Genomic DNA, 23909 nt, shown 5'->3' on the forward strand with positions numbered 1-23909 from the left:
CGTCACACGATGGTAATAATCGGTGTATAGCTTCCTGACCTGCAGGTTCACCGCTCTTCCAAGGAGAATTATGGCTACCCTCGACCGTCGCGCGTTCCTGCGGACGACGGGAATGGCCGGACTGGCGCTCGGCCTGGCCGCATGTGGCGACAGCGGGACGTCCGGCGCGAGCGGAAGCGGGTTCGGCGCGGTCAAGATCCAGCTCTCCTGGAAGAAGAACGTCGAGTTCGCCGGCGAGTACTTCGCCGACAGCAAGGGCTACTACAAGGCCGCCGGGTTCTCGCAGGTGGAGCTGCTGTCGGGCGGCGGCTCCGGCACCTCGGTCGAGTCGGGCCTGACCACCGGCCGCTGCTGGATCGGCCTGTCGACGCCGACGATCACCGCGCCCGCCGTGCTCCAGGGCGCGCCGCTCAAGATCGTGGGCGCGACCTTCCAGAAGAACCCCTTCGCCATCGTCTCCCTCGGCAAGAACCCGATCAAGGACCCCAAGGACCTGGCCGGTAAGAAGATCGGCGTCCAGGACTCCAACGAGCTGGTCTGGAACGCGCTGCTCAAGTCCAACGGCATCGACCCGTCGAGCGTGACGCGGGTGCCGTTCCAGTCCGACCCGTCGATGCTGACCTCCGGCCAGCTCGATGGCTATGTCGGCTTCGTCACCAGCGGCCCGGTGCGGCTGAAGATGCAGGGCGTGGACGCGGCGCACATGCTGTTCGCCGACCACGGGCTGCCGCTGGTCGCCGAGACGTTCACGGTGACGCAGGAGACGATCGACAAGGAACGCGACAAGCTCAAGGCGTTCCTCACGGCCGAGATCAAGGGCTGGAGGGACGCCGTCGCGGACCCGGCCAAGGCGGCCGAGCTGGCCGCGAAGACGTACGGCAAGGACCAGAACCTCGACGTCGCCGAGCAGACCGAGGAGGCCAAGATGCAGAACGAACTCGTCGTCACCCCCGACGCCAAGGCCAACGGCCTGTTCACGATGACCTCCGAGCTGATCGAGCAGAACATCGCCTCCCTCGCCAAGGCCGGGCTGACCGTCAAGGCCGAGAACCTCTTCGACCTGTCGATCCTGGAGGAGATCTACAAGGCCGACGCGAGCCTCAAGCTCTCATGACCGGGATCGGCATCAAGGGGCTGAGCAAGACGTTCGGCAGCGGGCTGACCGCGGTCGAGCACGTCGACCTGGAGACGCCGAAGGGCTCCTTCCTGTCCCTGCTCGGCCCCTCGGGCTGCGGCAAGTCCACCGTGCTGCGCATCCTGGCCGGGCTCGAAAAACCCACCACCGGCGAGATCCGGGTGAACGGCGAGACCCCCGAGGAGCTCCGCAGGAGCCACCACCTCGGCATCGCCTTCCAGGACTCGGCGCTGCTGGCCTGGCGCAGCGTCGCGGCCAACATCCGGCTGCCGCTGGAGGTGGCGGGGATCAAGCCGGAGCCCGGCGTGATCGACGACCTGATCAAGCTGGTCGGCCTGCAGGGCTTCGAGAAGGCGCGGCCCGCCGAACTGTCGGGCGGCATGCGGCAGCGCGTGTCGATCGCCCGCGCGCTGGTGGTCAAGCCCAGCGTGCTGCTGCTCGACGAGCCGTTCGGCGCGCTGGACGACATGACCCGCCAGCGGCTCAACCTGGAACTTCTGCGCATCTGGACTGAGAAGCCCGCCACCACGCTGATGGTCACCCACGGCATCGGCGAGGCGATCTTCCTGTCGGACGTGGTGGCCGTCATGAGCCCGCGTCCCGGCCGGATCGAAGAGGTGGTCCCGATCGACCTGCCGCGCCCCCGGGTGCCCGAGATGATGCGTACACCGGAGTTCCACGCCATCCACGACCACCTCAGCGACCTGCTCTTCGGGCACGGCTCGTGAAGCGGATCCACGGCCTGCTCGGCGTCGTCGTCCTGATCGCCCTGTGGTGGCTGCTCGCCGTGACGGTCTTCGCGGACGGCGGCGCGGTCCCGACGCCGTGGGCGGTCCTGGCCGGGATGGTCCACGACGGCTGGGGCTTCTACGGCCCCAACACGACGGCCACCGTCAGCGCCGCGCTCCAGGGCTTCCTCTGGGGCAACGGCCTGGCCATCGGGGTGGCGCTGCTCGTCCTGCTCGTCCCGCGCCTGGAGGCGGTGGCCACCCAGCTCGCGGTGATCAGCTACTGCATCCCGCTGCTGGCCATCGGCCCGATCGTCCTGGTCGTCTTCGGCGGTGAGGCCGCCGTGGTGTTCCTGGCGGCCGTCTCCGTCTTCTTCACCACGCTCATCGGCGCGCTGCTCGGCCTGCGCTCCGCCGACCGGACCAGCCTCGACCTCATCGCGGTGTACGGCGGCGGCCGCCTGGCCAAGCTGCGACACGTCCAGGTCATCGCGGCGCTGCCGAGCACGTTCGCCGGGCTGAAGATCTCGGCCCCCGGCGCACTGCTCGGCGCGATCATCGGCGAGTACCTCGGCAGCAACGACCAGGGCCTCGGCGTCTCCCTGATGATCTCCCAGCAGCAGTTCCAGGTCCCCCGCACGTGGGGGCTGGCGCTGGTGGCCGGCCTGGTCGCGGGCCTCGGCTACGCGATCGTCGCGCTGGTCGCCCGCGTGGTGACACCCTGGTCGTACGGCAGAGTGAGGTCCTCCTGATGATCGGCCGCATCGTGTTGCGCGTCGTCGGCCCGCTGCTGCCCTCCGTGGTCATCGTGGTGGCGCTCTGGTGGCTGTCCCTGGAGGCGTTCGGCATCAGCCCGCTGGTGGGCAAGCGTCCTCCCCAGGTCTGGGAGTACCTGTTCGGCTCGTCCCCGGCCCATCGCGAGGCGGTCTTCGCCGCTCTGGGCATCACGATCAGGGACGCGGCCATCGGCTTCGTCACCGGGATGGTCGCGGCGGTCGTCGTGGCCATGGCGTTCGTGCTGTTCAGGACCGTCGAGCAGACGTTCATGCCGGTCGCGATGCTGCTGCGCTCGGTGCCGCTCGTGGTGATGACGCCGCTGATCACGCTCGTCTTCGGCCGCGAGCTCGTCGGCGTCGCGGTCATCGTCGGCATCGTGGTGTTCTTCCCCGCCCTGGTCAACGTCGCCTTCGGGCTGCGCTCCGCCTCACCGCAGGCCACCGACCTGATCATGGCGTACGGGGGCGGGCGGCTGACCGTGCTGCGCAAGGTGGCCGTGCCGACGGCGATGCCCTCGGTGTTCGCCTCCGCGCGGATCTCCGTGCCCGCCTCGATCATCGGCGCGCTCATCGCCGAGTGGCTGGCGACTGGGCAGGGGATCGGCGCCGGGATCCTGCGGGCCATCGGCGGGTTCCGGTATGACGAGGTGTGGGCGGACATCGTGGTGGTCACCGCCGTGTCGATCCTGGCGTACGCGGTCGTGGGCGTCGTCGAGTCCCTGGTCCTGGCCCGCTTCTCGGACAACCGCGACTGACTGCTCCCGCGAGTCAGGGGCGGCGGATAAGGGTGCGGGCCCGGTCGCGGTCCGCTGTGCGGGGGGAGGCGCGACCGGGCCCGCCGGATGGGAGCGCCGTGGCGTTGCGGTGGGAACCGGCGCGGTGGCGCGCCTGGTGGAGGCCCGACGCTCCCTGGCTGGGTGGGGTTCTGCGGTCTAGTGCTGCTAAATACTGCGTCGTTCCCGCATTCTGGTGTGCCCGCAATGGCTATGTCATGAAAAACCCAGCTATATCTGGAGTACCAGGTGGCCCAATCGTAACCATTGCCTCATCGACCTCGGTAAACCTTCTCTGCCCCTTGCGCGTCTTGTGCGAAAAAATAGGGCCGTGCGGCGAAAAGCCGCACGGCCAGGGGTGGGAGTCGAGACGGATGGGTGGGAGCTGCCAGCCGCAGCGAAAGGCGTCAGCGCGCGGCGGGCATCAGCACGCGGGGGGCATCAGCACGCGGCGGGCTTGAGCCAGGAGCACTCGAGGTCGCCGGTCGCACTGTCATCCGGCGCGCGGAGCCGCGAAACGGCATCCACCGGCGCGGTCCGCGAGAACTGGGCCAGCCGGATGGCGATCTTGTCCTCGATGTCCTTCGGCGAGCCCGACAGGAACTGGTTGAGCATGATGGAGAACACCAGCGGCTCGCCCTCGGCGCTGTTCACGTAGCCCGACAGCGACGTGACGCCGGTCAGCGACCCGGTCTTGGCGTGCACGTTGTTGGCAGCGGCGGTGTTGCGCATCCGGCTGCGCAGCGTGCCACCGGTGAACCGGTCGGCGTTGCCCGCGATGGGCAGCGCGTCGTACCAGGTCTTGAACCACGGCTTGGCGCGTACGGCGGTCAGCAGCTGGACGATCGAGCCCGGGGCGAAGCCGTCGCGGCGCGAGAGACCGGAGCCGTCCCGCATGTTGAGCACCTGTACGCCGTTGGCCTTGGCGAAGTCGGTGCTCACCTTGAGCCCGGCCGCCCAGGTGCCCTGGCCGGAGACCTTGCGGCCCATCGCCTTGGTCAGGATCTCGGCGTGGATGTTGTTGCTGAGCTTGAGGAAGGGCACCAGCAGCTCGCTCAGCGGCATCGACTGGTGCTCGGCCAGCGTGGTGGCGCCGGACGGGGCCGCGCCGGTGACGGTCGGGCCCGCCACGCGGACGCCGTGCTTGGCCAGGGACTTGCGGAACAGCGACGCCACATAGCGGGTGGGGTCGTCCACGGCCACCCACTCCTGGTACGGGTCGGCCACGGTGCCGGTGATGACCACGGTGTTCGTGGAGTGCTGCCGTTCGATGAGCACGTCGGTCGTGGCGCCCACGGTGGCCTTGTTGACGATCTTCAGGTAGTCGGTCTCGGGCGTGGTCGACACCTTGACCTCGTTGCCGGCGGCCGCCACGGAGACGATCACCGAACCGGCGTCGTAGTCCCGGTCCGGAGAGGCGGTCAGCGCGGAGATCTGCGCCGCGTAGTAGGCCGTCTCGTCGTCCCAGGTCCAGTCGTTGCCGAGCCGTACGGAGTCGAACCACGTGTCGTCGGCGACCAGCTTGCCCGCGACCAGCTTGACGCCCGAGGCGGCGACCTTGGCGGCCAGCGTGTCGTAGTCCTCGGCCAGCATCGTCGGGTCGCCGGTGCCGCGCAGGACCAGGTCGCCGCTCAGCACGGAGCCGAGCTTGCGCCCGCCGCTCAGCACGGTGGTGGGGAAGCGGTAGTCCAGGCCGAGCGTGTCGACGGCGGCGGCGGAGGTGAACAGCTTGGTGTTGGAGGCCGGGATCATCAGCTTGCCGGCGTCGGTGGCGTACAGCTCGTCGCCGTTGGCCACGCTCTTGACGACCACGCCGGCCCGCCCGACCGTGAGCCGCGAGTCGGCGAGTATCTGGTTGATGTCCTGGGTCAGGTCGGCGACGCCCGCCGAGGGTTCGAGCGCGACGGCGGGGGAGGAGGGGCTGGACGCCCACGCGAGGGCCGCGACGAGCGCGCCCGCGACGAGGGATGCTGAGGTACGCCGCATGGGGTCTCCAATGAGGACTGGGGTCTCGCCTGGGATCATGCGGCAGCGCACGCAGCCTGTAATCCGCAAATATCCGTATTTTTCGGGTCAGTCGTACGGCGGGTACGCCGTCACGAGGGCGGCCCCGTACTCAGGAAAGCACTCAGGAGAGCTGGCCGGCGCTCACCATGAAGCCGCAGTCGCCGAAGGAGACCTCGTCGCCCGACTTGATCTTGGCGGGTCCGACCAGCCGCCAGCCGTTCAGCCGCGTGCCGTTGAGCGAGCCCAGGTCGACCAGCATCCATCCGCCGTCGTCCTCGCGCCGCAGCTCGGCGTGCACCCGCGAGACCGTCAGATCGGCCAGCACCAGGTCGCAGGCCGATCCGCGACCGACCACGTAGCGCACGCGGTGATCGTCGGGCAGGGCCAGCCTGGGCAGGCGCGGCCGGCGCCAGGCCGCCTGGAGGCGGGTGGTGAAGTCGGAGACGTTCGACACCGCGTCGGTCACCCGCTGGCGGAACGTCCGGCGGCGGGGCAGGTCGGCGACCAGGTCGTCGAGCTCGTGGCGGTTGCGCGCCCGCAGCGCCTGATCCACCCGGCCGACGAAGGTGTCGTGGGAGATCCGGCCTTCGACGGCGCGGTCGCGGAGCTCGTCGATCGCGCGATCGCGTTCCCCGTCGGACGCGCGGAACGGTGGATGCGTCGAGCTCATGCCCTGAGTATCGGCCTGAACGGCGTTCCCTGTCCAGAATATGCGAATCAGTTGCCTTGAACATACTCAGTATGCATACTCAGTATCCATGTCGATCAGACACGGACTGCTCGCGTTACTGAGCAGGGGGCCGCGTTACGGCTACCAGCTCCGGGTGGAATTCGAGGCGTCGACGGGGGCGACCTGGCCGCTCAACATCGGCCAGGTCTACACGACGCTCGCCCGGATGGAACGTGACGGCCTCGTCGAGCCCGGAGGGGCCGACGAACAGGGGAGGGCCGTCTACACGGTCACCGAGGCCGGTCGGGCCGAACTGGAGCGATGGTTCAGCACCCCCGTCGACCAGACCGACCGGCCCCGGGACGAACTGGTCATCAAGCTCGCCATGGCCGTCGCCGCCGGGGACGTCGACGTGTCAGCGGTGATCCTGGCCCAGCGCACCGCCACCATGCGGGCGCTGCTGGAGCTGACCAAGGCGAAACGGGCGAACACGGATGGGCTCGCGCAGCGGCTCGTCCTCGATTCATTGATCTTTCAGGCCGAGGCGGAACAGCGCTGGCTGGACCACTGCGAGGCCGTACTCAAGGAGAAGAACACATGAGTGTGCTGAGACTGGACGAGGTGACGCGCGTGCACGGTCAGGTGCACGCGCTCAAAGGGGTGAGCCTCGAGGTCTCCGGCGGCGAACTGGTCGCCGTCATGGGCCCGTCGGGCTCCGGCAAGTCGACCCTGCTCAACTTAGCGGGCGGCCTCGACCGGCCGACCTCGGGCAGCGTGACGATCGAGGGCACGGACCTGGCCGGCGTGAAGGACCTGGCGGCGCTGCGGCGCGGCAGCGTCGGGTACGTCTTCCAGGATCTGAACCTGATCCCGTCCCTCACGGCCGCCGAGAACGTGATGCTGCCGAGGGAACTCGACGGCGTCCGCTCCCGGCAGGCCCGTGAGGAGGCGCTGGCCGTACTGGCGTCGGTGGGGGTGGACCAGGTCGCCGACCGCTTTCCCGGGGAGCTGTCCGGCGGGCAGCGGCAGCGCGTGTCGATCGCCAGGGCGCTGGTCGGCGAGCGGCGCCTGGTGCTGGCCGACGAGCCCACGGGGGCGCTCGACACGGCGAGCGGCGACGAGATCCTGCGGCTGCTGCGCGAGCGCTGCGACGCGGGCGCGGCGGTGCTGCTGGTCACCCACGAGCCCCGCTACGCCGGGTGGGCCGACCGCGTGGTGTTCCTGCGTGACGGGGAGATCGCCGACTCGACGGCCGTACCTCTGGAGAGCGCCCGATGAGCGCCTTCACCGCCGCCCTGCGCATCTCCCGCAGGGACGCGCTGCGGTTCAAGGGACGTACGGCGCTGATCATGGTGATGATCGGCCTGCCGGTGCTGCTCATCACCGGCGTGCTCACGGCATACGCCACGATCAACGTGGACATGCGGGAGGGACTGACCGCCGAGCTGGGCAGCGCGGACGCGCGGATCTCCACGACGGGCCAGAGCTGGATCAAGCAGGAAGTCTCGGGCAGGGGCTGGTCTGGCGCGAGTGAGCCGTCCAAGGCTCCGCCGTGGACGACCGCAAGGGTGGCCGAGCTGGTCGAGGGCAGGCTCATCCCGTCTGACAAGGGCACTGTGCTGTTCGCGGGCACGGACGGCTACCAGACGGCGAACGCCAGTGAGGTGGACCTGCGGGACCCGATGACGCGGGGAATGCGGCGCCTGACGGAGGGCAGGCTCCCGGCCGCTCCTGGCGAGGCCGTGGTGACACCCGCGGTCTTGGAGCAGGGAGTCAAGGTCGGCGACACAGTCGCGGTGATCCGGACGAACAAGCGGGTGCGTGTGGTCGGCGTGGTCGAGTTTCCGTACCGGCCGGGTGTGCCGGAGTTCGTCGGACTCCAAGGTGCGCTTTTGGCGGACAAGAACGACGGCAACGGCACCGGCTGGCTCGCCGACACCGCCGCGCCGTTCGGCTGGTCGGGGGTGGAGGCGCTGAACGCCCACGGGCTGCAGGTCCAGTCGAGAATCGTTGTCGAGAATCCGCCCGCCGGGGTCTCCCAAGTCGCCCCGAACGGAGACGAGCTGATCGCGACCGCGCTCGCCGTCGTCTTCATCGTCATGGAAACGGTGCTGTTGGCCGGGCCCGCGTTCGCCGTGGGACTGCGGCGGCGGCGCCGGGAGCTGGCCGTGATCGCGGCGCAGGGCGGCTCGGGAGCGCATCTGCGGGCCATCGTGCTCGCCGACGGGCTGGTGCTCGGCGGCGCGGCGGCGTTGGCCGGGACGGTTCTCGGCATCGGCGGCGCTTTTGCGGCGGTGCCGTTGGCCGGACGGCTGTTCGGGTCGCTCGGCCCGTTCGAGGTGCCATGGGCGAATGTCGCGGGCGTTGCCGTGCTCGGCGTGGTCAGCGGGCTGATCGCCGCCCTGGTGCCCGCCGTGCAGGCCGCGCGGCAGAGCCCTGCCCAGGTGCTGGCGGGCCGTGAAGGCGAGCTCCGCGACCGTGCGGGTCGTCCGGTGCTCGGTCTGCTGCTGGTGGTGGCCGGACTGGCCCTCGTCTGGCTGGCTCTGGTCAAGCTGAGCACGCGCGGCCAGGAGTTGTCGATCGTCGCGGCCTTTGGGCTGGTCGTGCTGGGGCTGGTCGCGTTGATGCCGTGGCTGGTGCGCCGGACGAGCCGGTTCGCCGCCCGGCTGCCGCTCCCGCTGCGCCTGTCGGTCCGCGACGCCTCGCGACACCGATCCCGTACGGCCTCCGCGACGGCCGCCGTCATGGCGGCCACCACGGCGGCGGTCGCGTTCGGCGTCGGGCTCGCCAGCTCCGACGCGGCCTACAACGCGGCCTACCATCCCTACGCCCCGACGGGCAGCCTCAAGATCGAAGCCCAGGAGATGGACGATAGCGGCTGGGTCAAGCTGCGGGCGGTGGCCGAGCGCGAGCTGCCGAAGACCCAGCTGCTTCCGGCTTCGAGTCCGGTGGATTCCAAGGGCCATAAGGCGTGGATCGACCTCGCCCGCAACTGTGGTGGGCGGTGCGGGAACTCCGTTTACGGAGGTGAGCTTCCGGTTGGCGACGCGCGGTTGCTCGCGTTCATCCAGGGACGTCAGGATCCGCAGGCCGCCGCGGCCCTGGCCGCGGGCAAGATCGTGGTGTTCGACCCGGTGCTGATCAAGGACGGCCTGGCCACCCTGAAGGTCAACACCATGGACGACGGGGGTGCGATCGACGACAAGAGGGTTCCCGCCGTGCTGGCGAGCGCCGCCGATCCGCGGGTCGGCGGCGGGGTCGTTCCACCGGCCGTGCTGCGGTCCGTCGGACTGCAGGTGAAGGAGCGGCGGCTGTACGCCATGCACCAGCCGGCGGATCAGAACCGCCTGAGGCAGCACCTCGCGGCGGTCGGGGACCAGGTCGACCTCTATGTCGAGAACCCCAGGGAAGGCGCGTTCACGCAGATGTTCTGGATCCTGCTGGGCGCGGCCATGGTGCTGGTGCTCGGCGGCACGTTCGCGGCCACCGGGCTCGCCGCGGCCGACATGCGCCACGACCTGAACACCATGTCGGCGGTCGGCGCGCCACCGCGCGTCCGGCGGCTGGTGGTGGCCGGTCAGGCGGGTTACATCGCCGGGCTGGGCGGGCTGGTCGGCGTCGTGGCCGGGATCGTGGGCGGGATCGCGCTGTCGTGGCCGATGAGCCGCCATAACGGGATCCAGGGGGCGAGCTGGTTCACTCCCGGGCCGACGACGATCTCCATCCCCTGGCTGTTCCTCGCCGCGTTCGCGGTGGGCCTGCCGCTGCTGGCGGGGCTGGTGGCCTGGGCGTTCACCAGGACGCGGCTGGAGCTGACCCGCCGCCTGGCGTAAGCCGTACCCGCGTGCTCGTGACCGCGGTCCGCTCGATGCGGGCCGCGGTCATGCGCGTGGCTAGTCGATCACGTCGGCGCAGACCACGTGGGCACCGATCTCGATCATCCGTTGCTCGCTGCGCGAGTCCGCCACCCGGGCCATCAGGATGGGTGCCCCGCTCGCCGCGAACTGCGGCAGCCGGGCGCGGGCCCCGCGGTGCAGGTCGCGGACCACGTCCTCGGCGGCCGACATGTGCACCTTCACGTGCAGCATGATCCCCGGCGCCCCCGAGGCGGTGCGTGCCTCGGAGATCCAGACGTGGTGCACGAGCGGGTAGTCCATGAGCAGGTTCCCGATCGCCAGCCGCAGGGCGGGCAGGATCGGGTGCGTGCACCGCCGGTAGCCGGGATCGACCTGCTGCATGGGCCCTGACAGGTGCGGTCGCGGCGCCGGGATCCACGGCATCGAGGGGGCGTCCGCCGAGCGCGGCGCCACCTGCGCGAGCGCGGCCCCCCGCGACACGGTGGCCATCGCGCCCGTCGCGTACGCGGCGGGGACGGCTCCCGACAGCACCGGATGAGGCCCCGAACGCGTCGAAGCGAGGAAGCGCTGCAGGTCCTCGATGGGCACGGCCGCCGCCGCGGGTCCCGCCGCGTCGATCACGATCTCCCGCACACCCGTGACGCGCTGGATGTCGAGGATCGTGTCCGGATCGCAGGCGGAGAGGGAGTGACTGCCGCGGTGCCGGGCGTACGTAGCCGCGCCCGTGTATCCGAGCAGCACTCTGTCGCCGGCCTGGGTCGTGCCCAGGACGACTGAACGGTCTGGTCGCACTGCCACCAGAACCCCACCATCAGCGAGCGCCGCCAGCAGGCGATGTGGATTGCCATGCTGGGCGAGCACGTCGGCAAGCGCAGGATTCCCGATGCTCATATGACGAACCATAGGTAGTCGGTCACGGCTTATCAGGCTAATAGCCAAGAAATCCCCCGATCAAGACAAAGATGGGAGCAGTCTGGATGAGTTTGCGGGACGCGGGGTATGGCGGCAGCCGTCTCAGATCCTGGGTCACTCGTGAACACATTCACAAGCGCGGATAGACTCGGAGCGATCCGAGGGTCCCGGAGACGTGTCCCTCAATGCCCGCCCAGCTGCCCCTAAGGATCCACTTCCATGAGCAAGCCCGTCGTACTGGTCGCAGAGGAGCTGTCCGAGGCAGGCCTCGCCGTACTCGCCAACGATTTCGAGGTCCGCCACACCGACGGCGCCGACCGCTCGCAGCTGCTGCCCGCGCTCGCTGACGTGGACGCGCTCATCGTCCGCTCCGCCACGCAGGTCGACGCCGAGGCCATCGCCGCGGCGCCCAAGCTGCGCGTGGTCGCACGGGCCGGCGTCGGGCTCGACAACGTCGACGTCGAGGCGGCCACCAAGGCCGGTGTGATGGTGGTCAACGCCCCGACCTCCAACATCACCAGCGCCGCCGAGCAGACCATCGCGCTCATCCTGGCCAGCGCCCGCAACACGGCCCAGGCGCACGCCGCGCTGAAGAACGGCGAGTGGAAGCGGTCCAAGTACACCGGTGTCGAGCTCGACGAGAAGGTCGTCGGCATCCTCGGCCTGGGCAAGATCGGTCAGCTCGTGGCGCAGCGCCTGCAGCCGTTCGGCGTCGAGCTGATCGCCTACGACCCCTACCTGCCGCCGGCCCGTGCCGACCAGATGGGCGTCAAGCTGGTCAGCCTCGAAGAGGTCATCAAGCAGGCCGACTTCATCACCGTGCACCTGCCCAAGTCCAAGGAGACGCTCGGGCTGATCGGTGACAAGGAGCTGCACGAGGTCAAGCCGTCGGTGCGGATCGTCAACGTGGCCCGCGGCGGCATCGTGGACGAGGCCGCGCTCTACTCGGCGATCAAGGAGGGCCGCGTCGCCGGGGCGGGCATCGACGTGTTCTCCAAGGAGCCCTGCACCGACAGCCCGCTGTTCGAGCTGGACGAGGTCGTCGTCACGCCGCACCTGGGCGCCTCCACGCACGAGGCCCAGGAGAAGGCCGGCACCCAGGTCGCGCGGAGCGTCAAGCTTGCCCTCGCCGGTGAGTTCGTGCCCGACGCGGTCAACGTCCAGGGCGGAGCGGTCGCCGAGGACGTCAAGCCGGGCCTGCCGCTGGCCGAGAAGCTGGGCCGCGTCTTCACCGCGCTGGCGGGCGAGGTCGCCACGAAGCTCGACGTCGAGGTGCGCGGCGAGATCGCCTCGCAGGATGTGCGAGTGATCGAGCTGGCCGCGCTCAAGGGCATCTTCGCCGACGTGGTCGAGGACTCGGTCACGTACGTGAACGCGCCGCTCCTGGCCAAGGACCGCGGGATCTCCGTCAATCTGGTGACCAGCTCCGACAGCCCCGACTGGCGCAACGTGGTCACCGTGCGCGGCGTGCTCGCCGACGGCCGCCGTGTCTCGGTCTCGGGCACGCTGTCGGGCCCGCGCCAGATCACGAAGATCGTCGAGGTCAACGGCTACGAGATGGAGATCGAGCCGACCGCGCACCTGTCGTTCTTCACCTACACCGACCGGCCCGGCATCGTCGGCGTCGTCGGCCGCCTGCTCGGCGAGCACGGCGTCAACATCGCCTCGATGCAGGTGGCCCGTGACGCCAAGGGCGGCAAGGCGCTGATCGCGCTGACCGTCGACTCGGCCATCCCGGCCGACGTGGTCGAGCAGATCGGCACCGAGATCGGCGCCGAGAGCGGCCGCTCGGTCGACCTGGAGGACTGACCTCTCCCGTTTGGGCATTCCAGGACTAACGGCTGTCGCGTCCGCGGCAGCCGTTTTTCTGTCTCAGGATGCGAGATAGTAGGACGTCCAACGAGACAGCCAAACTACCGCCAGGTATTCTTTCGGAAGATGCGCCAGGTTCTCGTACTTATTACCTGCCGCGGCGGGGCCTGTTAGGGCAGGTCGACGACCCGCCGTGGTGTGCGGCGTTGCGTCGACCGGTAAGTCCCATCGTCCGGTCCGCGATCCGGACCCACGAGCACAGGCCCGGTCGGATTCGTGACCGGAGTCCGACCGCACAGCACACGACGCCCCGCGAAATGAGATGAGACGCATGTACGACATGTATGCCTGGAACTCCACCGACGAGACCGCTGACGAGGCGGCCGAGGCCCTGCAGACCGCCCTGGACCGCAGGGACAACGGCGGCGCCCCGCAAAACACCAGCCGCTAGCCCTCCAACTCCGGCCGGAAACCCTCAAAACTCCGGCCGGTTGTCCTCAGAACTCCAGCCGGTAGAAGGCGGCCATCCTCCTGAACCCGGGCACGACCTTGGCGAGCCCGACCGAGATCCGGTGCGACGCCGACAGGCGGCCGTAGCCGGGCAGGTCGAAGGCGCTCATCGCGGTGACCAGGCGTAGCTTCGGACTGATCGACAGCAGATCGGCCGGGCCGTCCATGCCCCAGTACATTGTGGCCTCGGCCTTCTTGACTGGTTTGTTGAGCTTCTGCAGGCGCAGGCCGAAAGGGCTGAGCGCGTCGAAGACGAACTGGCCACCGGGGAACCGGTCGACGATCGCCCTGACCAGCGCGCGGCCCTCCGCCGGGTCGAGGTAGTAGAACAGGCCCTCGGCGATGACCAGCACCGGCTTGTCCGCGGGCACCTGGTCCAGCCAGCCGAGGTGGGTGACCGAGGTGCCGATCGTCCGGTGCTCCTGCGGATACAGCCGCCGCCGTAGGTCGATGACGTCCGGATAGTCCACGTCATACCAGTCGACGCTCGGCGGCGGGTCCAGGCGGTAGGCCCGCGTGTCGAGGCCGCAGCCCAGGTGCAGCACGGTCGCCTCGGCGTGCCGGGAGAGGAACTCCCTGGCCCAGCCATCCAGGTGGCGGGCCCTGAGCGCGACCGAGGCGGCGGAGCGGTGGTCGATGCGCTCGACGGTCGCGGCCGCCATGCGGTCGTCGAGTATGGGATGTGGTGAGCGGGCGTCCAGCGCTCTGCCGTACAGGGTGGCGAGGAGCGTGGCCTTCTCGGCGGCCAGCCGCACCTTTTCGGGAGCCATGCCGTCGAAGCTACACCCGTTTCACGAACTTATGAAGACTGTGAAGCGGCATGGGCGAGAGCCAGCGCGCCGAGCAATGGGGCGTCGTCGGTGAACCGCGCCGGGCGTACCTCGGGCGGGAAGGGTACGGCCCGGCGCAGCTCGGCGGTCAGGCGGGGCATGATCAGGTCGGCCGCGCCCATCATGCCGCCGCCGACCACCAGGCACTCGGGGTCGAACGTCGCGCACAGGTTCGCCGCGTTCATGGCCAGCAGCCCGAGCGCCTCGTCCACCAGCTCCGCGACCGCCGAGGCGGGGGCTGAGGTGGACAGGGCGAACAGGTCGGCCGCCGTGGTCTCGCGGCCCAGCAGGGCGGTGCCCCGGGCCGCGAGCGCGCCCCCCGAGACCCGCTCCTCCAGGGGAACGTGCCCGTCGGCGAAGGCGGGCTCGCCCGGAACGGCCTGCAGGTAGCCGATCTCGCCGGCCGCGCCGTGCGCCCCGGACACCACCTGACCGCCCACCACCAGCGCCGCCGCCAGCCCGGTGCCCAGGTTCAGATAGACGCCCGCCGACACGCCGCGCAGCGCTCCCCAGCGCAGCTCGGCCGCCGCGGCCGCCTTCACGTCGTTGTCGATCGCCACCGGGATCGCGCCGTACTCCTCCCGCAGCAGCCGGGGCAGCTCCAGCCCCTCCCAGCCGGGCACGTTGGGGGCCAGCCGGATCCGGCCGTCGCGGATGACGCCGCAGGTCGAGAAGCCCACGGCGGCCGGCGCGCCGTCCAGGTCCCGGGCCGCCGCCAGGGCCCGTTCCAGGGTGCCGGCGCCGGTGTCGAGCCGGATCCGTTCGACGATCTCCGGTCCGTCGGAGCTGGACACGCCGACGGCGACCTTCGTGCCGCCCACATCGATGCCCAGCACGCGGCTCACTGGGCGGCTCCCCGCCGGGCCAGCGAGTCGATCGCCACGGCCAGGGCCAGCACCGCGGCCGTCACCATGAACCGTACGGAGGAGTCGACGCTGAGCAGGTACATGCCGCTGGTGATCGACTGGATCACCAGCACCCCGAGCAGCGCGTCATAGGCCCGCCCCCGGCCGCCGAACAGCGAGGTGCCCCCGATGACCGCCGCGGCGATCGCCATGAGCAGGATGTCGCTGCCGCCCGACTGCTGGTTGACCGCCGACAGCCGGCTGGCCGCCAGGATGCCCCCGGCCGCCGCCAGCGTGGAGGCCAGCATGAACGCCAGGATCCTGATGCGCGTCACGTTGATCCCGGCCCGCCTGGCCGCCTCCGCGTTGCCCCCGACGGCGTACACATGCCTGCCGAACGCGGTATGCCTGAGCACGAGATCGAACACCACCACCAGTGCGCCGAAGATGATCAGCAGCAGCGGCACGCCCCGGTCGGCCGACATGATGATCACGCCTGCCGCGAGCAGGACGGTCAGACCGCCCGTTCTGACCAGCAGCCACCAGAGCGGAGTGACGGGCAGCCCGGCGGCCAGCCTGAGACGCCGCGTGAGCAGCGCGGCGCCGCCCGAGACGAGCACCAGGGCCGCCACCAGCAGCCACGACAGCCAGGACGGCAGCCAGGTGTCGCTCAGCTTGGAGATGAACCCGGTGAACGGCAGGTTGATCGTGCCGCCCTGCCGCAGCAGGAAGAGCAGCAGCCCGAGCCAGCCCATCAGCCCGGCCAGCGTGACCACGAACGACGGCATCCGCAGCTTGGTGAACATCAGCCCGTGGATCAACCCGATCCCCGCCCCCGCGGCGAGGGCGACCAGGATGGCCGCCAGCGGGTTCCAGCCCTGCTTGACGTGCATGATGGTCATGATCGTCGCGCACAGGCCGCTGACCGAGCCGGCCGACAGGTCGATCTCGCCGAGCAGCAGCACCATGATGATGCCCAGCGAGATGGTGCCGGTCGCGGCCATCTGCAGGGCCAGGTTCGTGAGGTTCTCCGGCGCGAGGAAGCGGTCGTTGAGCGCGCTGAAGACGATCGCGATCGCCACCAGTCCGCCGACGACCGGCCACGCGCCGACGTCCCCCTGCCTCAGCCGCTCGACGGCGACCTTCGGCGTGTATGGCTTGCGCGCCAGCGTGTCGGTCATCGCCCTGCCCCCGTGATCGCGGCCACGATCTCCTCCTGCGTGGTGTCTGCCGTACCGAAGTCGCCGGCGTTGCGTCCCAGACGCAGCACCACCACGCGGTCGCTGACCGCCCGGACGTCGGCCAGGTTGTGCGAGATGACCAGGACCGCGAGCCCGCGCTCGCGCAGCCGCCCGATCAGCGCGAGCACCTGGGCCGTCTGCTCCACGCCCAGTGCGGCGGTGGGCTCGTCCAGGATGACCAGGCGCGGCTCGCCGATCAGCGCCCTGGCGATCGCCACGGACTGGCGCTGGCCGCCCGACAGCATGGCGACGGGCACCCTGATGTCCCTGATGCGCACGTCGAGCTGTTGGAGCAGGTCGCGGGTGGCGCGTTCCATCGCGATGTGGCGCAGCAGCGACCAGCGGCGGCGTTCCGTACCGAGGAACAGGTTGGCCACCACGTCCAGGTTCTCGCAGAGCGCGAGGTCCTGGTAGACGGTCGAGACGCCGAGCGCCTGCGCGTCGTGCGGGTTGGTGATCCTGACCGGCGTGCCGTCGAGCGTGATCGTGCCCTCATCCGGGACGACCACCCCCGAGATGGCCTTGACCAGCGTGGACTTGCCCGCGCCGTTGTCGCCCATGAGGGCGGTGACCTCGCCGGGGCGCAGGTGGAGGCTGGCGCCGTCGAGCGCCTGGACCGCGCCGTAGCGCTTGGAGATTCCTGTCGCGGAGAGCACTACTGGATGCCCGCCTTCGCGCAGGCGGCCTTGACCTCGGCGGTGCAGATCTGGTCGGCGGTGTAGAACTTGTCCTTCACGATCGTGTCCTTGACCTTGTCCGCGGTGACGGCGATGGGGTCGAGGAGGAAGGCGGGGATGTCCACGGTGCCGTTGTTGACCTTGCTGGTCGCGGCGGGCTGCTCGCCCTTGGCCACGGCCACGGCCAGCTCGGCGGACTTCTCCGCCTCAGCCCTGATGTCCAGATATATGGTCATGTACTGCTCGCCGGTGAGGATGCGTTGCACGGCAGCCAGCTCGGCGTCCTGCCCGGTGATCGGCGGCAGCTGCTTGTAGCCCGCGCGCTTCATGGCCGCGATCGCGCCGCCCGCCATGCCGTCGTTGGCCGACAGCACGCCGACGATGTTGTCCCGGCCGATGGCGGTGATCGCCTGCTCCATCTGCTGCTGGGCCTTGTCGGGGCTCCAGTCGGGCGTGTCGAACTCCCTGCCGACCTTCACCTTGCCGTCCAGGACGCTCTTGGCGCCCTTCTTGTAGTCGGCCGAGCTGGGGTCGGTCGGCGCGCCGTGGATCTCCACGATCTGCCCCTTGGCCGTCGTGCCCTTGGCGTTCATCGCGTCGAGCAGGGCCTGGCCCTGCATCTCGCCGACACGGACGTTGTTGAACGAGACGTAGTACGCGTAGTCGATGCCGGAGATCAGCCGGTCATAGGCGATCACCGGGATCTTCTTCTGCTTGGCCTGGTTGACCAGCGGCGCCACCGCGTTGGCGTCGACGGCGTCCAGCACCAGGACGTTCGCGCCCTGGGTGAGGGCCGCCTCGACCTGTTGCTGCTGCTTGGCCGCGTCCTGCTCGGCGTTGCTGTAGAGGATCTTGCAGTCGGCGCAGAGCGACTTCACCTTCGCCTCGAACAGCGGGCGGTCGAACGCCTCATACCGCGTGGTCTTGGACTCGGGCAGGAAGAGGGCGATCGTCTTGGCCGTGGCTCCGGCGCTCGCGCTGGCGCTCGCGGTGCTGCCGCTCGTACCGGTGGAGTTTCCGCAGGCGGCGGCAGTCAGCAAGAGCGCCGCGGCCGGGATCAGTCGCCATGCTCGGTCCATCGCACATCGTCCTCTCGGTGGGCCCGCCCCGCTGTTTGGTAAGAAAGGTAGTTTACTACCAGGGCCGTTGGCTAGAGTTTGGCGCGAGGAGGGCTGAAGATGCGAGGTGGGCTGGGTAATCCGCGGCTGCTGCGGGTGCTGAACGAGCGTCGGCTGCTCGACCAGCTCCACGCGAACGGCCCGGCGTCACGGGCCGATCTGGCCAAGATCACCGGGCTGTCGAAGCCGACGGTCTCGGCGGCGCTCGCCGGGCTGGAGGAAGACGGGCTGGTGCACCTGGTCGGCGAGGTGTCGGGCCGGCCGGGCCCGGTGACCTCGCTCTACGACATGAACGCGGCCTCCACCCACGTGGCGGGCATCGACATCGGCCGCGACTGGATCCGCGTCGCCGTGGCCGACCTGAGGGGTACGTTCGCGGGCCGGACCGACGGGCGCAACACCGCCCGCGACTCGGCCGAGCTCGCGGTCCTCGTGGGCGACCTCTGCCGCGCCGCGGCCAGGGAAGCCGAGCTCGACTGGTCGGTGATCGCCTGCGCGGTGGTCGGCTCGCCCGGCGTCTACGACCCGGCCCAGGGCCGCCTGGACTTCGCGCCCAACCTGCCGGGCCCGCCCGACCTGGCGGGGCGCCTCCGGTCGGCGCTCGACGTAGAGCTGATCATCGAGAACGACATCAACCTGGCGGCGGTCGGCGAGCACACGTACGGGGAGGGACGCGGCAAGGCCAACTTCGCCCTGGTCTCCATCGGTACGGGCGTCGGGATGGGCATCGTCATCAACGGCGAGCTCTATGTGGGGGCCAGGGGAGCGGCGGGAGAGGTCTCCTACGTCCCCACGGACTCACCCCCTTACGTCCCCACGGACCTACCCCCAACAGACGACGCCCTGGCGCACGGTGCCACGGAGACGGTGGCCTCGGCCCCCGGCGTGGTCCGCGCGGCCAGGGCGGCCGGGCTGGACCTCGAGACGGCCAAGGACGTCTTCGCGGTGGCGGCGGCCGGTGACCCCGCGGCCCGCTCGGTGGTGGAGGCCGAAGGGCGCCGCATCGGCGGTCTCCTGGTGGCGGTGGCGGCGGTCCTGGATCCGGAGGTCATCGTCCTGAGCGGCGGGGTGGGCCGCAACCTGGAGCTGCTGGGCGCGGCGATAGAGGATCGGATCGCGGAGCTGGGCCCCCTGCGGCCGGTGGTGGTCGCCAGCGCGTTGGGGGACAGTGGAGTACTGCTGGGCGCGGTCGCCCATGCCCGGACCAGGGCCTGGGACCTGATCTTCGACGCCAGACAGGGCTGACCCCTGGTCTTCGTATGAAAGGTCTTGTCCAAGAGGTGAGATGTCGCGCTCGGCAGTCGAGACAAGCGGGTAAGGTACGCACATGGAGTCGCGGAATATTCGCCTGGCCGTCATCCCCGGAGACGGCATCGGCGCCGAGGTCGTCGCCGAAGGGCTGAAGGTCCTGGAGGCCGTCGGGACCAAGATCGAGGCCACCCACTACGACCTGGGTGCCGCTCGCTATCACCGTACCGGTGAGACGCTGCCCGACGCCGTGCTCGAAGAGCTGCGCGGCTATGACGCGATCCTGCTCGGCGCCGTGGGCGATCCCAGCGTGCCGCCCGGCATCCTGGAGCGCGACCTGCTGCTCCGCCTCCGCTTCGTCTTCGACCACTACGTCAACCTGCGCCCGGTCAAGCTGTTCCCCGGCGTCGAGACCCGGCTGGCCGACACGCCCACCGAGAACATCGACATGGTCGTCGTCCGCGAGGGCACCGAGGGCCTCTACGCGGGCACCGGCGGCGTTATGCGCCGTGGCACGCCGCATGAGATCGCCACCCAGGAGTCGCTCAACACCGCCTACGGCGTGGAGCGGGTCGTCCGCTACGCGTTCGAGAAGGCCAAGTCCCGCCCGCGCAAGAAGCTGACGCTCGTCCACAAGACCAACGTCCTGACCTACGCCGGCGACCTCTGGCAGCGCACGGTCAACCGCGTGGCGGAGGAATACCCCGAGGTCACCACCGACTACTGCCACATCGACGCGGCCTCGATGTTCTTCGTGAGCCAGCCCGAGCGGTTCGACGTGATCGTCACCGACAACCTCTTCGGCGACATCATCACCGACCTCGGCGCGGCGATCGCCGGCGGCATCGGCCTGGCGGCCAGCGGCAACATCAACCCGGAGCGCACCGCGCCCAGCATGTTCGAGCCAGTGCACGGCAGCGCCCCCGACATCGCCGGGCAGGGCAAGGCCGACCCGACCGCCACGATCCTGTCGGTCGCCATGCTCCTGGAGCACCTCGGCCTGTCCGCCGAGGCGGCCAGGGTCGAGCAGGCCGTCGCCGATGACATCGTCGAGCGTCTGGCCGGCTGGGCCGGTCGGAGTACACACGAGATCGGTGACGACATCACCGCGCGAGTATCGAGCTAGGGCCGCCCAGCTCCCCAAGCGCCTGGCGGTCCGCACAAGGACCGCCAGGCGCTTTTTCGCGTCTAAATGGCCAAAGCACCCCATTGGCCGCTTGCAATCCCAAATAGCGAGACAATAGGAAGTACAGGCCGCTCTAAGCAGTGACTGCCCCGAACCGTAGAGTCTGTCCAGAACCGTAGAGAGAAGGACCACCGTCATGACCATCGCTCAGAAGCTCAGCTTCGACGTGCAGCTATCCGACCACGCTCGCACTGCGGCAGAGCGGGAGCAGGTACTGGCGAACCCCGGGTTCGGGCAGACCTTCACCGACCACATGGTCTCGATCGACTACACCGAGGGCGAGGGCTGGCACGACGCCCGGCTTGAGCCGTACGGACCGTTGTCGCTCGACCCGGCCACCTCGGTGTTCCACTACGCGCAGGAGCTGTTCGAGGGGCTCAAGGCATACCGCCAGGCCAACGGCTCGATCGCGGCCTTCCGCCCGTACGCCAACGCCGTCCGCTTCAACACCTCGGCCGAGCGCATGGCGATGCCCTCGCTTCCGGAAGAGGTGTTCGTCGAGTCGCTCGAACTCCTCGTCCAGACCGACAAGGACTGGGTCCCCACGACCGAGGGCCACAGCCTCTACCTGCGCCCGTTCATCATCGCGACCCAGGTCGGCCTCGGCGTCAACTACCCGTCCCGCACCTACCGGTACATGGTCATCGCCTCCCCGGCGGCCTCCTACTTCAGCGGCGGCGTCAAGCCCGTCTCCGTCTGGCTCTCCACCGAGTACACCCGCGCCGCCCCCGGCGGCACCGGCTTCGCCAAGTGCGGCGGCAACTACGCGGCCGCCTTCGTCGCCCAGCGGCAGGCCGTCGAGCAGGGCTGCGACCAGGTGGTGTGGCTGGACGCGCACGAGCACCGGTACGTGGAGGAGATGGGCGGGATGAACCTGTTCTTCGTCTTCGGCGACAAACTGGTCACCCCCGCACTGACCGGCACCCTGCTGCCCGGCATCACCCGCGACTCCATCCTGTCCCTGGCCGCCGACCTGGGCCTGGAGGCTTCGGAACGCCTCATCTCGACGGAGGAGTGGCAGGCGGGCTGCGAGTCGGGCGAGCTCACGGAGGTGTTCGCCTGCGGGACGGCGGCAGTGGTGACGCCGGTGGGCTCGGTCAAGGGCACGGACCGTGCTTGGACCGTGGGAGACGGCACCCCTGGGGAAGTGACGATGCGCATCCGGGAGGAACTGGTGGGCATCCAGTACGGCTCCCGCCCCGACACCCACAGCTGGGTCCACAAGATCAGCTAACGATCCGTAGACGTCCCTTCCAGCGGGTGGCCGGCCGTTCGCCCCCTGAAGGGCCTCCGCTCCGCTCCGGGCGTCTTTCGCCACCCACCCGTTACCCGATTCGGTGGTTGGCCGTCTGATGCCCACCCGCCCACAAAGGGCCTCCGCTACGCTCCGGACGTTCTCCCACGCGGGCTACCGCCCGCCCCCCGGAGGACCTCGCTCCGCTCGGACAGCCTTCCCGGCGCTTCGCCGGGTTGGCCGGTTGGACTACGCGAGATGCCTGGCCGGAGGCCCATGGCGGGTATCCAGCACCACTGTGTCGGGCACCGTTGTCGGCGGCAATCAGGTTGCCGCGAGGGAAATCGCCGTGCACGAGCACTCGACCTGTCTGGATGCTTCGGTTCGGGCATGCGCGATCATAACCGGATGGACGCTCGTTTCCTTGGGATCACTGATCTGGTCGAGGCCCCGTCCGTGGCGGTCGTGGTCGACGTCATGCGTGCTTTCACCGTGGCCGCCTGGGCCTTTGCCCAGGGGGCGGAAAAGATCGTTCTTGCTGAGTCGCTGGACGAAGCCCTGGCGCTCAAGGCTCGCCATCGAGATTGGGTGGCGCTCAAGGACGGTCCGCCCGCGCCTGGGTTCGACGCCGTCAACTCACCGGGCCTGCTGCGGTCTGTTGACCTTGGCGGACGGACTGTTGTGCAGAAAACCACGGCAGGGACGGTCGGCGCCCTTGCGGTCAAGGAGGCGGCGCTGGTGCTGTGCGCCGGCTTCGTGGTGGCGGAGGCAACGGCTCGGCTCTTGCGGACGCGCAAGAGTGACAGTGTCACGTTCGTGGTCACCGGCGAGGACGGGCAGGCGGATGAAGATCTGGCATGTGCTCAATACATCGCTCGGAGGGCCACCGAGGCTGGGACGGATGCTACTGAGTTCCTCCGCCGCGCTGCCGAGTCGCGCGCCGCCGCCGAACTGGCAGAGGGGGTGCGTCAAGGAGTCCATCCTGATGACGTCGCACTCTGTCTTGAGCTCGACCGGTTCCCCTTCGCCATGGTGGCGACCTTGGAAGGCTCGCTCATGGTCCTGCGTCCACACCCGATGCCTTCGCTGGCTGACGAGGACCCGATCTGATCGCTGGTGAGGTCTGCTTTCAGCATGCGAGAGCGAGCGCCCCGTCGGGTATGAGATATCACTGCCTGTCCCGGTGGCGGTGGTTCGGGGCGGCGGCAGGCGGCTGACCCGAGTTGTTGCGGCGGCGGCTACGCGATGCCGAGACGTTCGGCCGCATGACCGAAGTGGAGTTCGTCGGCCAGCACGACGAAGGCATGCAGTCGTGGCAGGGGAAGTTCGAGACGGTCCATACGTCTACAGATATCAGCTCATCTCCCAGCGCATATTGGACGTATCATCCCTGGTCCTCCTAGCGTTCGTCGGGTGACGGAGCGACGTGCGATCCTCAGCGGATCGACCTTCGGGGAACAGACCTTCGAGGAACAGATCGGGTACGCCAGGGCCGTGAGCGACGGCGATCGGATGGTCGGGGCGGCGGGTTCGACCACTCGACAAGGACGATCTCGGCCATGATCAGGGAACTCCATGCGAACGAGGAGTTCGAGCAGGTCGAGGAGTTGTTCGAGCGGATCTGGAGGTTCGAGCCGGACACCCGGCCGCCGCTCACCGCCGGGCTGATGCGGGCGCTGACCCACGTGGGCAACTACGTCTCCGGTGCCTTCGACCGCGACCGGATGGTCGGGGCGGCGGTGGGCTTCTTCGGGCAGGACTCGACCCTGCACTCGAATACCACGGGCGCGGCACCGGGACAGGGCATCGGTTTCGAGCTGAAGCTGCACCAGCGGCTGTGGGCGCTGGACCGCGGGATCTCCCGGATCACCTGGACCTACGACCCGCTGGTCCGCCGCAACGCGCACTTCAACCTGGCCAAGCTGGGCGCGCGGCCGGCGGAGTACCTGCCGAACTTCTACGGCGTGATGGCCGACGCCATCAACCAGGATGACGAGTCCGACCGGATCCTGGCCGTGTGGCCGCTGACCGATCCGCTGGTCGAGGCAGCGGTCCGGCGGGTGCCGTACGTGCCGGCGGTGCCGGAGGACGCCGTGGTCGGGCTGGGCGACGATGGCGACCGCCCGGTCGAGGGCCGTACCGATGGGCGCGTGGTGCTCGTCGCCGTCCCCGAGGATATCGAGCGGCTGCGCGCGGTGGACGCCGGCGCCGCCAAGGCGTGGCGGCACGCCGTGCGCGACGTGCTGGGCGGCCTCATGGAGGAGGGCGCCCAGATGACCGGCTTCCATCGCAAAACCTACTACGTGGTAGAGAGGTAGACGTGAAGATCACTGGGGTGGAGCTGCGGCAG

At 69.6% G+C, this 23909-nt stretch carries 21 protein-coding genes; 13 read left to right on the forward strand and 8 right to left on the reverse strand.

Annotated elements, in window-relative coordinates; all coding sequences use genetic code 11:
- The first annotated feature begins 70 nt into the window (after positions 1 to 70).
- From AB0H88_RS12510 to AB0H88_RS12525, 4 genes are read left to right on the forward strand one after another with little or no spacing between them, the layout of a single operon-like run.
- Positions 71 to 1114: an ABC transporter substrate-binding protein gene (locus tag AB0H88_RS12510; RefSeq protein WP_357643618.1), complete on the forward strand. Its 1044-nt coding sequence runs from the start codon at positions 71 to 73 to the stop codon at positions 1112 to 1114.
- Positions 1111 to 1863, forward strand: a complete 753-nt coding sequence (locus AB0H88_RS12515) for an ABC transporter ATP-binding protein (protein ID WP_357643620.1) — start codon at positions 1111 to 1113, stop codon at positions 1861 to 1863. The genes AB0H88_RS12510 and AB0H88_RS12515 overlap by 4 nt, the downstream gene beginning before the upstream one ends.
- The gene (locus tag AB0H88_RS12520) at positions 1860 to 2615 is read left to right on the forward strand and encodes an ABC transporter permease subunit (RefSeq protein WP_357643622.1); all 756 of its coding nucleotides are present in this window, start codon (positions 1860 to 1862) and stop codon (positions 2613 to 2615) included. Before AB0H88_RS12515 ends, AB0H88_RS12520 begins: the two co-directional genes overlap by 4 nt.
- A complete protein-coding gene (locus tag AB0H88_RS12525; RefSeq protein ID WP_357643624.1) occupies positions 2615 to 3394 on the forward strand; it encodes an ABC transporter permease subunit in 780 nt (259 codons plus the stop codon). The genes AB0H88_RS12520 and AB0H88_RS12525 overlap by 1 nt, the downstream gene beginning before the upstream one ends.
- 459 nt (positions 3395 to 3853) lie before the next feature.
- Here the strand turns inward: AB0H88_RS12525 and dacB are convergent, their stop codons facing one another.
- Entirely contained in the window at positions 3854 to 5398 is a 1545-nt protein-coding gene (gene dacB / locus AB0H88_RS12530) for a D-alanyl-D-alanine carboxypeptidase/D-alanyl-D-alanine-endopeptidase (protein WP_357643626.1), read from the reverse strand.
- 142 nt (positions 5399 to 5540) lie between these two features.
- Entirely contained in the window at positions 5541 to 6089 is a 549-nt protein-coding gene (locus AB0H88_RS12535) for a DUF1707 and FHA domain-containing protein (protein ID WP_357643628.1), read from the reverse strand.
- Between the two features lie 88 nt (positions 6090 to 6177).
- Here AB0H88_RS12535 and AB0H88_RS12540 point away from each other — a divergent pair, with 88 nt between their 5' ends.
- Genes AB0H88_RS12540 through AB0H88_RS12550 form a run of 3 tightly spaced genes read left to right on the forward strand, consistent with a single transcriptional unit; the run spans position 6178 to position 9922 of the window.
- Positions 6178 to 6690 carry a PadR family transcriptional regulator gene (locus tag AB0H88_RS12540; RefSeq protein ID WP_225292036.1) on the forward strand — a complete coding sequence of 171 codons (513 nt, stop codon included), beginning with the start codon at positions 6178 to 6180 and terminating at the stop codon, positions 6688 to 6690.
- On the forward strand, positions 6687 to 7367 hold the full coding sequence (locus AB0H88_RS12545) for an ABC transporter ATP-binding protein (RefSeq protein WP_357643630.1): 681 nt from the start codon (positions 6687 to 6689) through the stop codon (positions 7365 to 7367). The genes AB0H88_RS12540 and AB0H88_RS12545 overlap by 4 nt, the downstream gene beginning before the upstream one ends.
- Positions 7364 to 9922: an FtsX-like permease family protein gene (locus AB0H88_RS12550; protein WP_357643632.1), complete on the forward strand. Its 2559-nt coding sequence runs from the start codon at positions 7364 to 7366 to the stop codon at positions 9920 to 9922. The genes AB0H88_RS12545 and AB0H88_RS12550 overlap by 4 nt, the downstream gene beginning before the upstream one ends.
- Before the next feature lie 60 nt (positions 9923 to 9982).
- Here the strand turns inward: AB0H88_RS12550 and AB0H88_RS12555 are convergent, their stop codons facing one another.
- Positions 9983 to 10837 carry a hypothetical protein gene (locus AB0H88_RS12555; RefSeq protein ID WP_357643634.1) on the reverse strand — a complete coding sequence of 285 codons (855 nt, stop codon included), beginning with the start codon at positions 10835 to 10837 and terminating at the stop codon, positions 9983 to 9985.
- A 240-nt stretch (positions 10838 to 11077) separates the two neighbouring features.
- On the opposite strand from AB0H88_RS12555, the gene serA reads away from it, so the two are divergent.
- Positions 11078 to 12667, forward strand: a complete 1590-nt coding sequence (serA, locus tag AB0H88_RS12560) for a phosphoglycerate dehydrogenase (protein ID WP_357643636.1) — start codon at positions 11078 to 11080, stop codon at positions 12665 to 12667.
- A gap of 500 nt (positions 12668 to 13167) precedes the next feature.
- On the opposite strand, the gene AB0H88_RS12565 is transcribed toward serA, so the two are convergent.
- The 5 genes from AB0H88_RS12565 to AB0H88_RS12585 are packed head-to-tail and all read right to left on the reverse strand — an operon-like array spanning position 13168 to position 17852.
- Entirely contained in the window at positions 13168 to 13950 is a 783-nt protein-coding gene (locus tag AB0H88_RS12565; RefSeq protein ID WP_357643638.1) for a class I SAM-dependent methyltransferase, read from the reverse strand.
- A gap of 29 nt (positions 13951 to 13979) precedes the next feature.
- Positions 13980 to 14855: an ROK family protein gene (locus AB0H88_RS12570; RefSeq protein ID WP_357643640.1), complete on the reverse strand. Its 876-nt coding sequence runs from the start codon at positions 14853 to 14855 to the stop codon at positions 13980 to 13982.
- Positions 14852 to 16036 carry a sugar ABC transporter permease gene (locus AB0H88_RS12575; RefSeq protein ID WP_357643642.1) on the reverse strand — a complete coding sequence of 395 codons (1185 nt, stop codon included), beginning with the start codon at positions 16034 to 16036 and terminating at the stop codon, positions 14852 to 14854. The genes AB0H88_RS12570 and AB0H88_RS12575 overlap by 4 nt, the downstream gene beginning before the upstream one ends.
- Positions 16033 to 16752, reverse strand: coding sequence for an ATP-binding cassette domain-containing protein (locus tag AB0H88_RS12580; RefSeq protein ID WP_357643644.1), 720 nt, complete (start codon positions 16750 to 16752; stop codon positions 16033 to 16035). The genes AB0H88_RS12575 and AB0H88_RS12580 overlap by 4 nt, the downstream gene beginning before the upstream one ends.
- Positions 16752 to 17852, reverse strand: coding sequence for a sugar ABC transporter substrate-binding protein (locus tag AB0H88_RS12585; RefSeq protein WP_357643646.1), 1101 nt, complete (start codon positions 17850 to 17852; stop codon positions 16752 to 16754). Before AB0H88_RS12585 ends, AB0H88_RS12580 begins: the two co-directional genes overlap by 1 nt.
- Before the next feature lie 99 nt (positions 17853 to 17951).
- Here AB0H88_RS12585 and AB0H88_RS12590 point away from each other — a divergent pair, with 99 nt between their 5' ends.
- The 5 genes from AB0H88_RS12590 to AB0H88_RS12610 all read left to right on the forward strand — a co-directional run bounded on the left by AB0H88_RS12590 (position 17952) and on the right by AB0H88_RS12610 (position 23877).
- Positions 17952 to 19136, forward strand: coding sequence for an ROK family transcriptional regulator (locus AB0H88_RS12590; protein WP_357643648.1), 1185 nt, complete (start codon positions 17952 to 17954; stop codon positions 19134 to 19136).
- 82 nt (positions 19137 to 19218) lie between these two features.
- Positions 19219 to 20265 (forward strand): 3-isopropylmalate dehydrogenase, encoded by a 1047-nt coding sequence (locus AB0H88_RS12595; protein ID WP_357643650.1) that lies wholly within the window; start codon positions 19219 to 19221, stop codon positions 20263 to 20265.
- A gap of 196 nt (positions 20266 to 20461) precedes the next feature.
- Positions 20462 to 21559 (forward strand): branched-chain amino acid aminotransferase, encoded by a 1098-nt coding sequence (locus AB0H88_RS12600; RefSeq protein WP_357643652.1) that lies wholly within the window; start codon positions 20462 to 20464, stop codon positions 21557 to 21559.
- Between the two features lie 408 nt (positions 21560 to 21967).
- On the forward strand, positions 21968 to 22669 hold the full coding sequence (locus AB0H88_RS12605; RefSeq protein ID WP_357643654.1) for a 2-phosphosulfolactate phosphatase: 702 nt from the start codon (positions 21968 to 21970) through the stop codon (positions 22667 to 22669).
- 449 nt (positions 22670 to 23118) lie between these two features.
- Positions 23119 to 23877, forward strand: a complete 759-nt coding sequence (locus tag AB0H88_RS12610) for a GNAT family N-acetyltransferase (RefSeq protein ID WP_357643656.1) — start codon at positions 23119 to 23121, stop codon at positions 23875 to 23877.
- Positions 23878 to 23909: the final 32 nt, after the last annotated feature.

The sequence above is a fragment of the Nonomuraea sp. NPDC050680 genome, from assembly GCF_040654555.1.
Lineage (GTDB): Bacteria > Actinomycetota > Actinomycetes > Streptosporangiales > Streptosporangiaceae > Nonomuraea.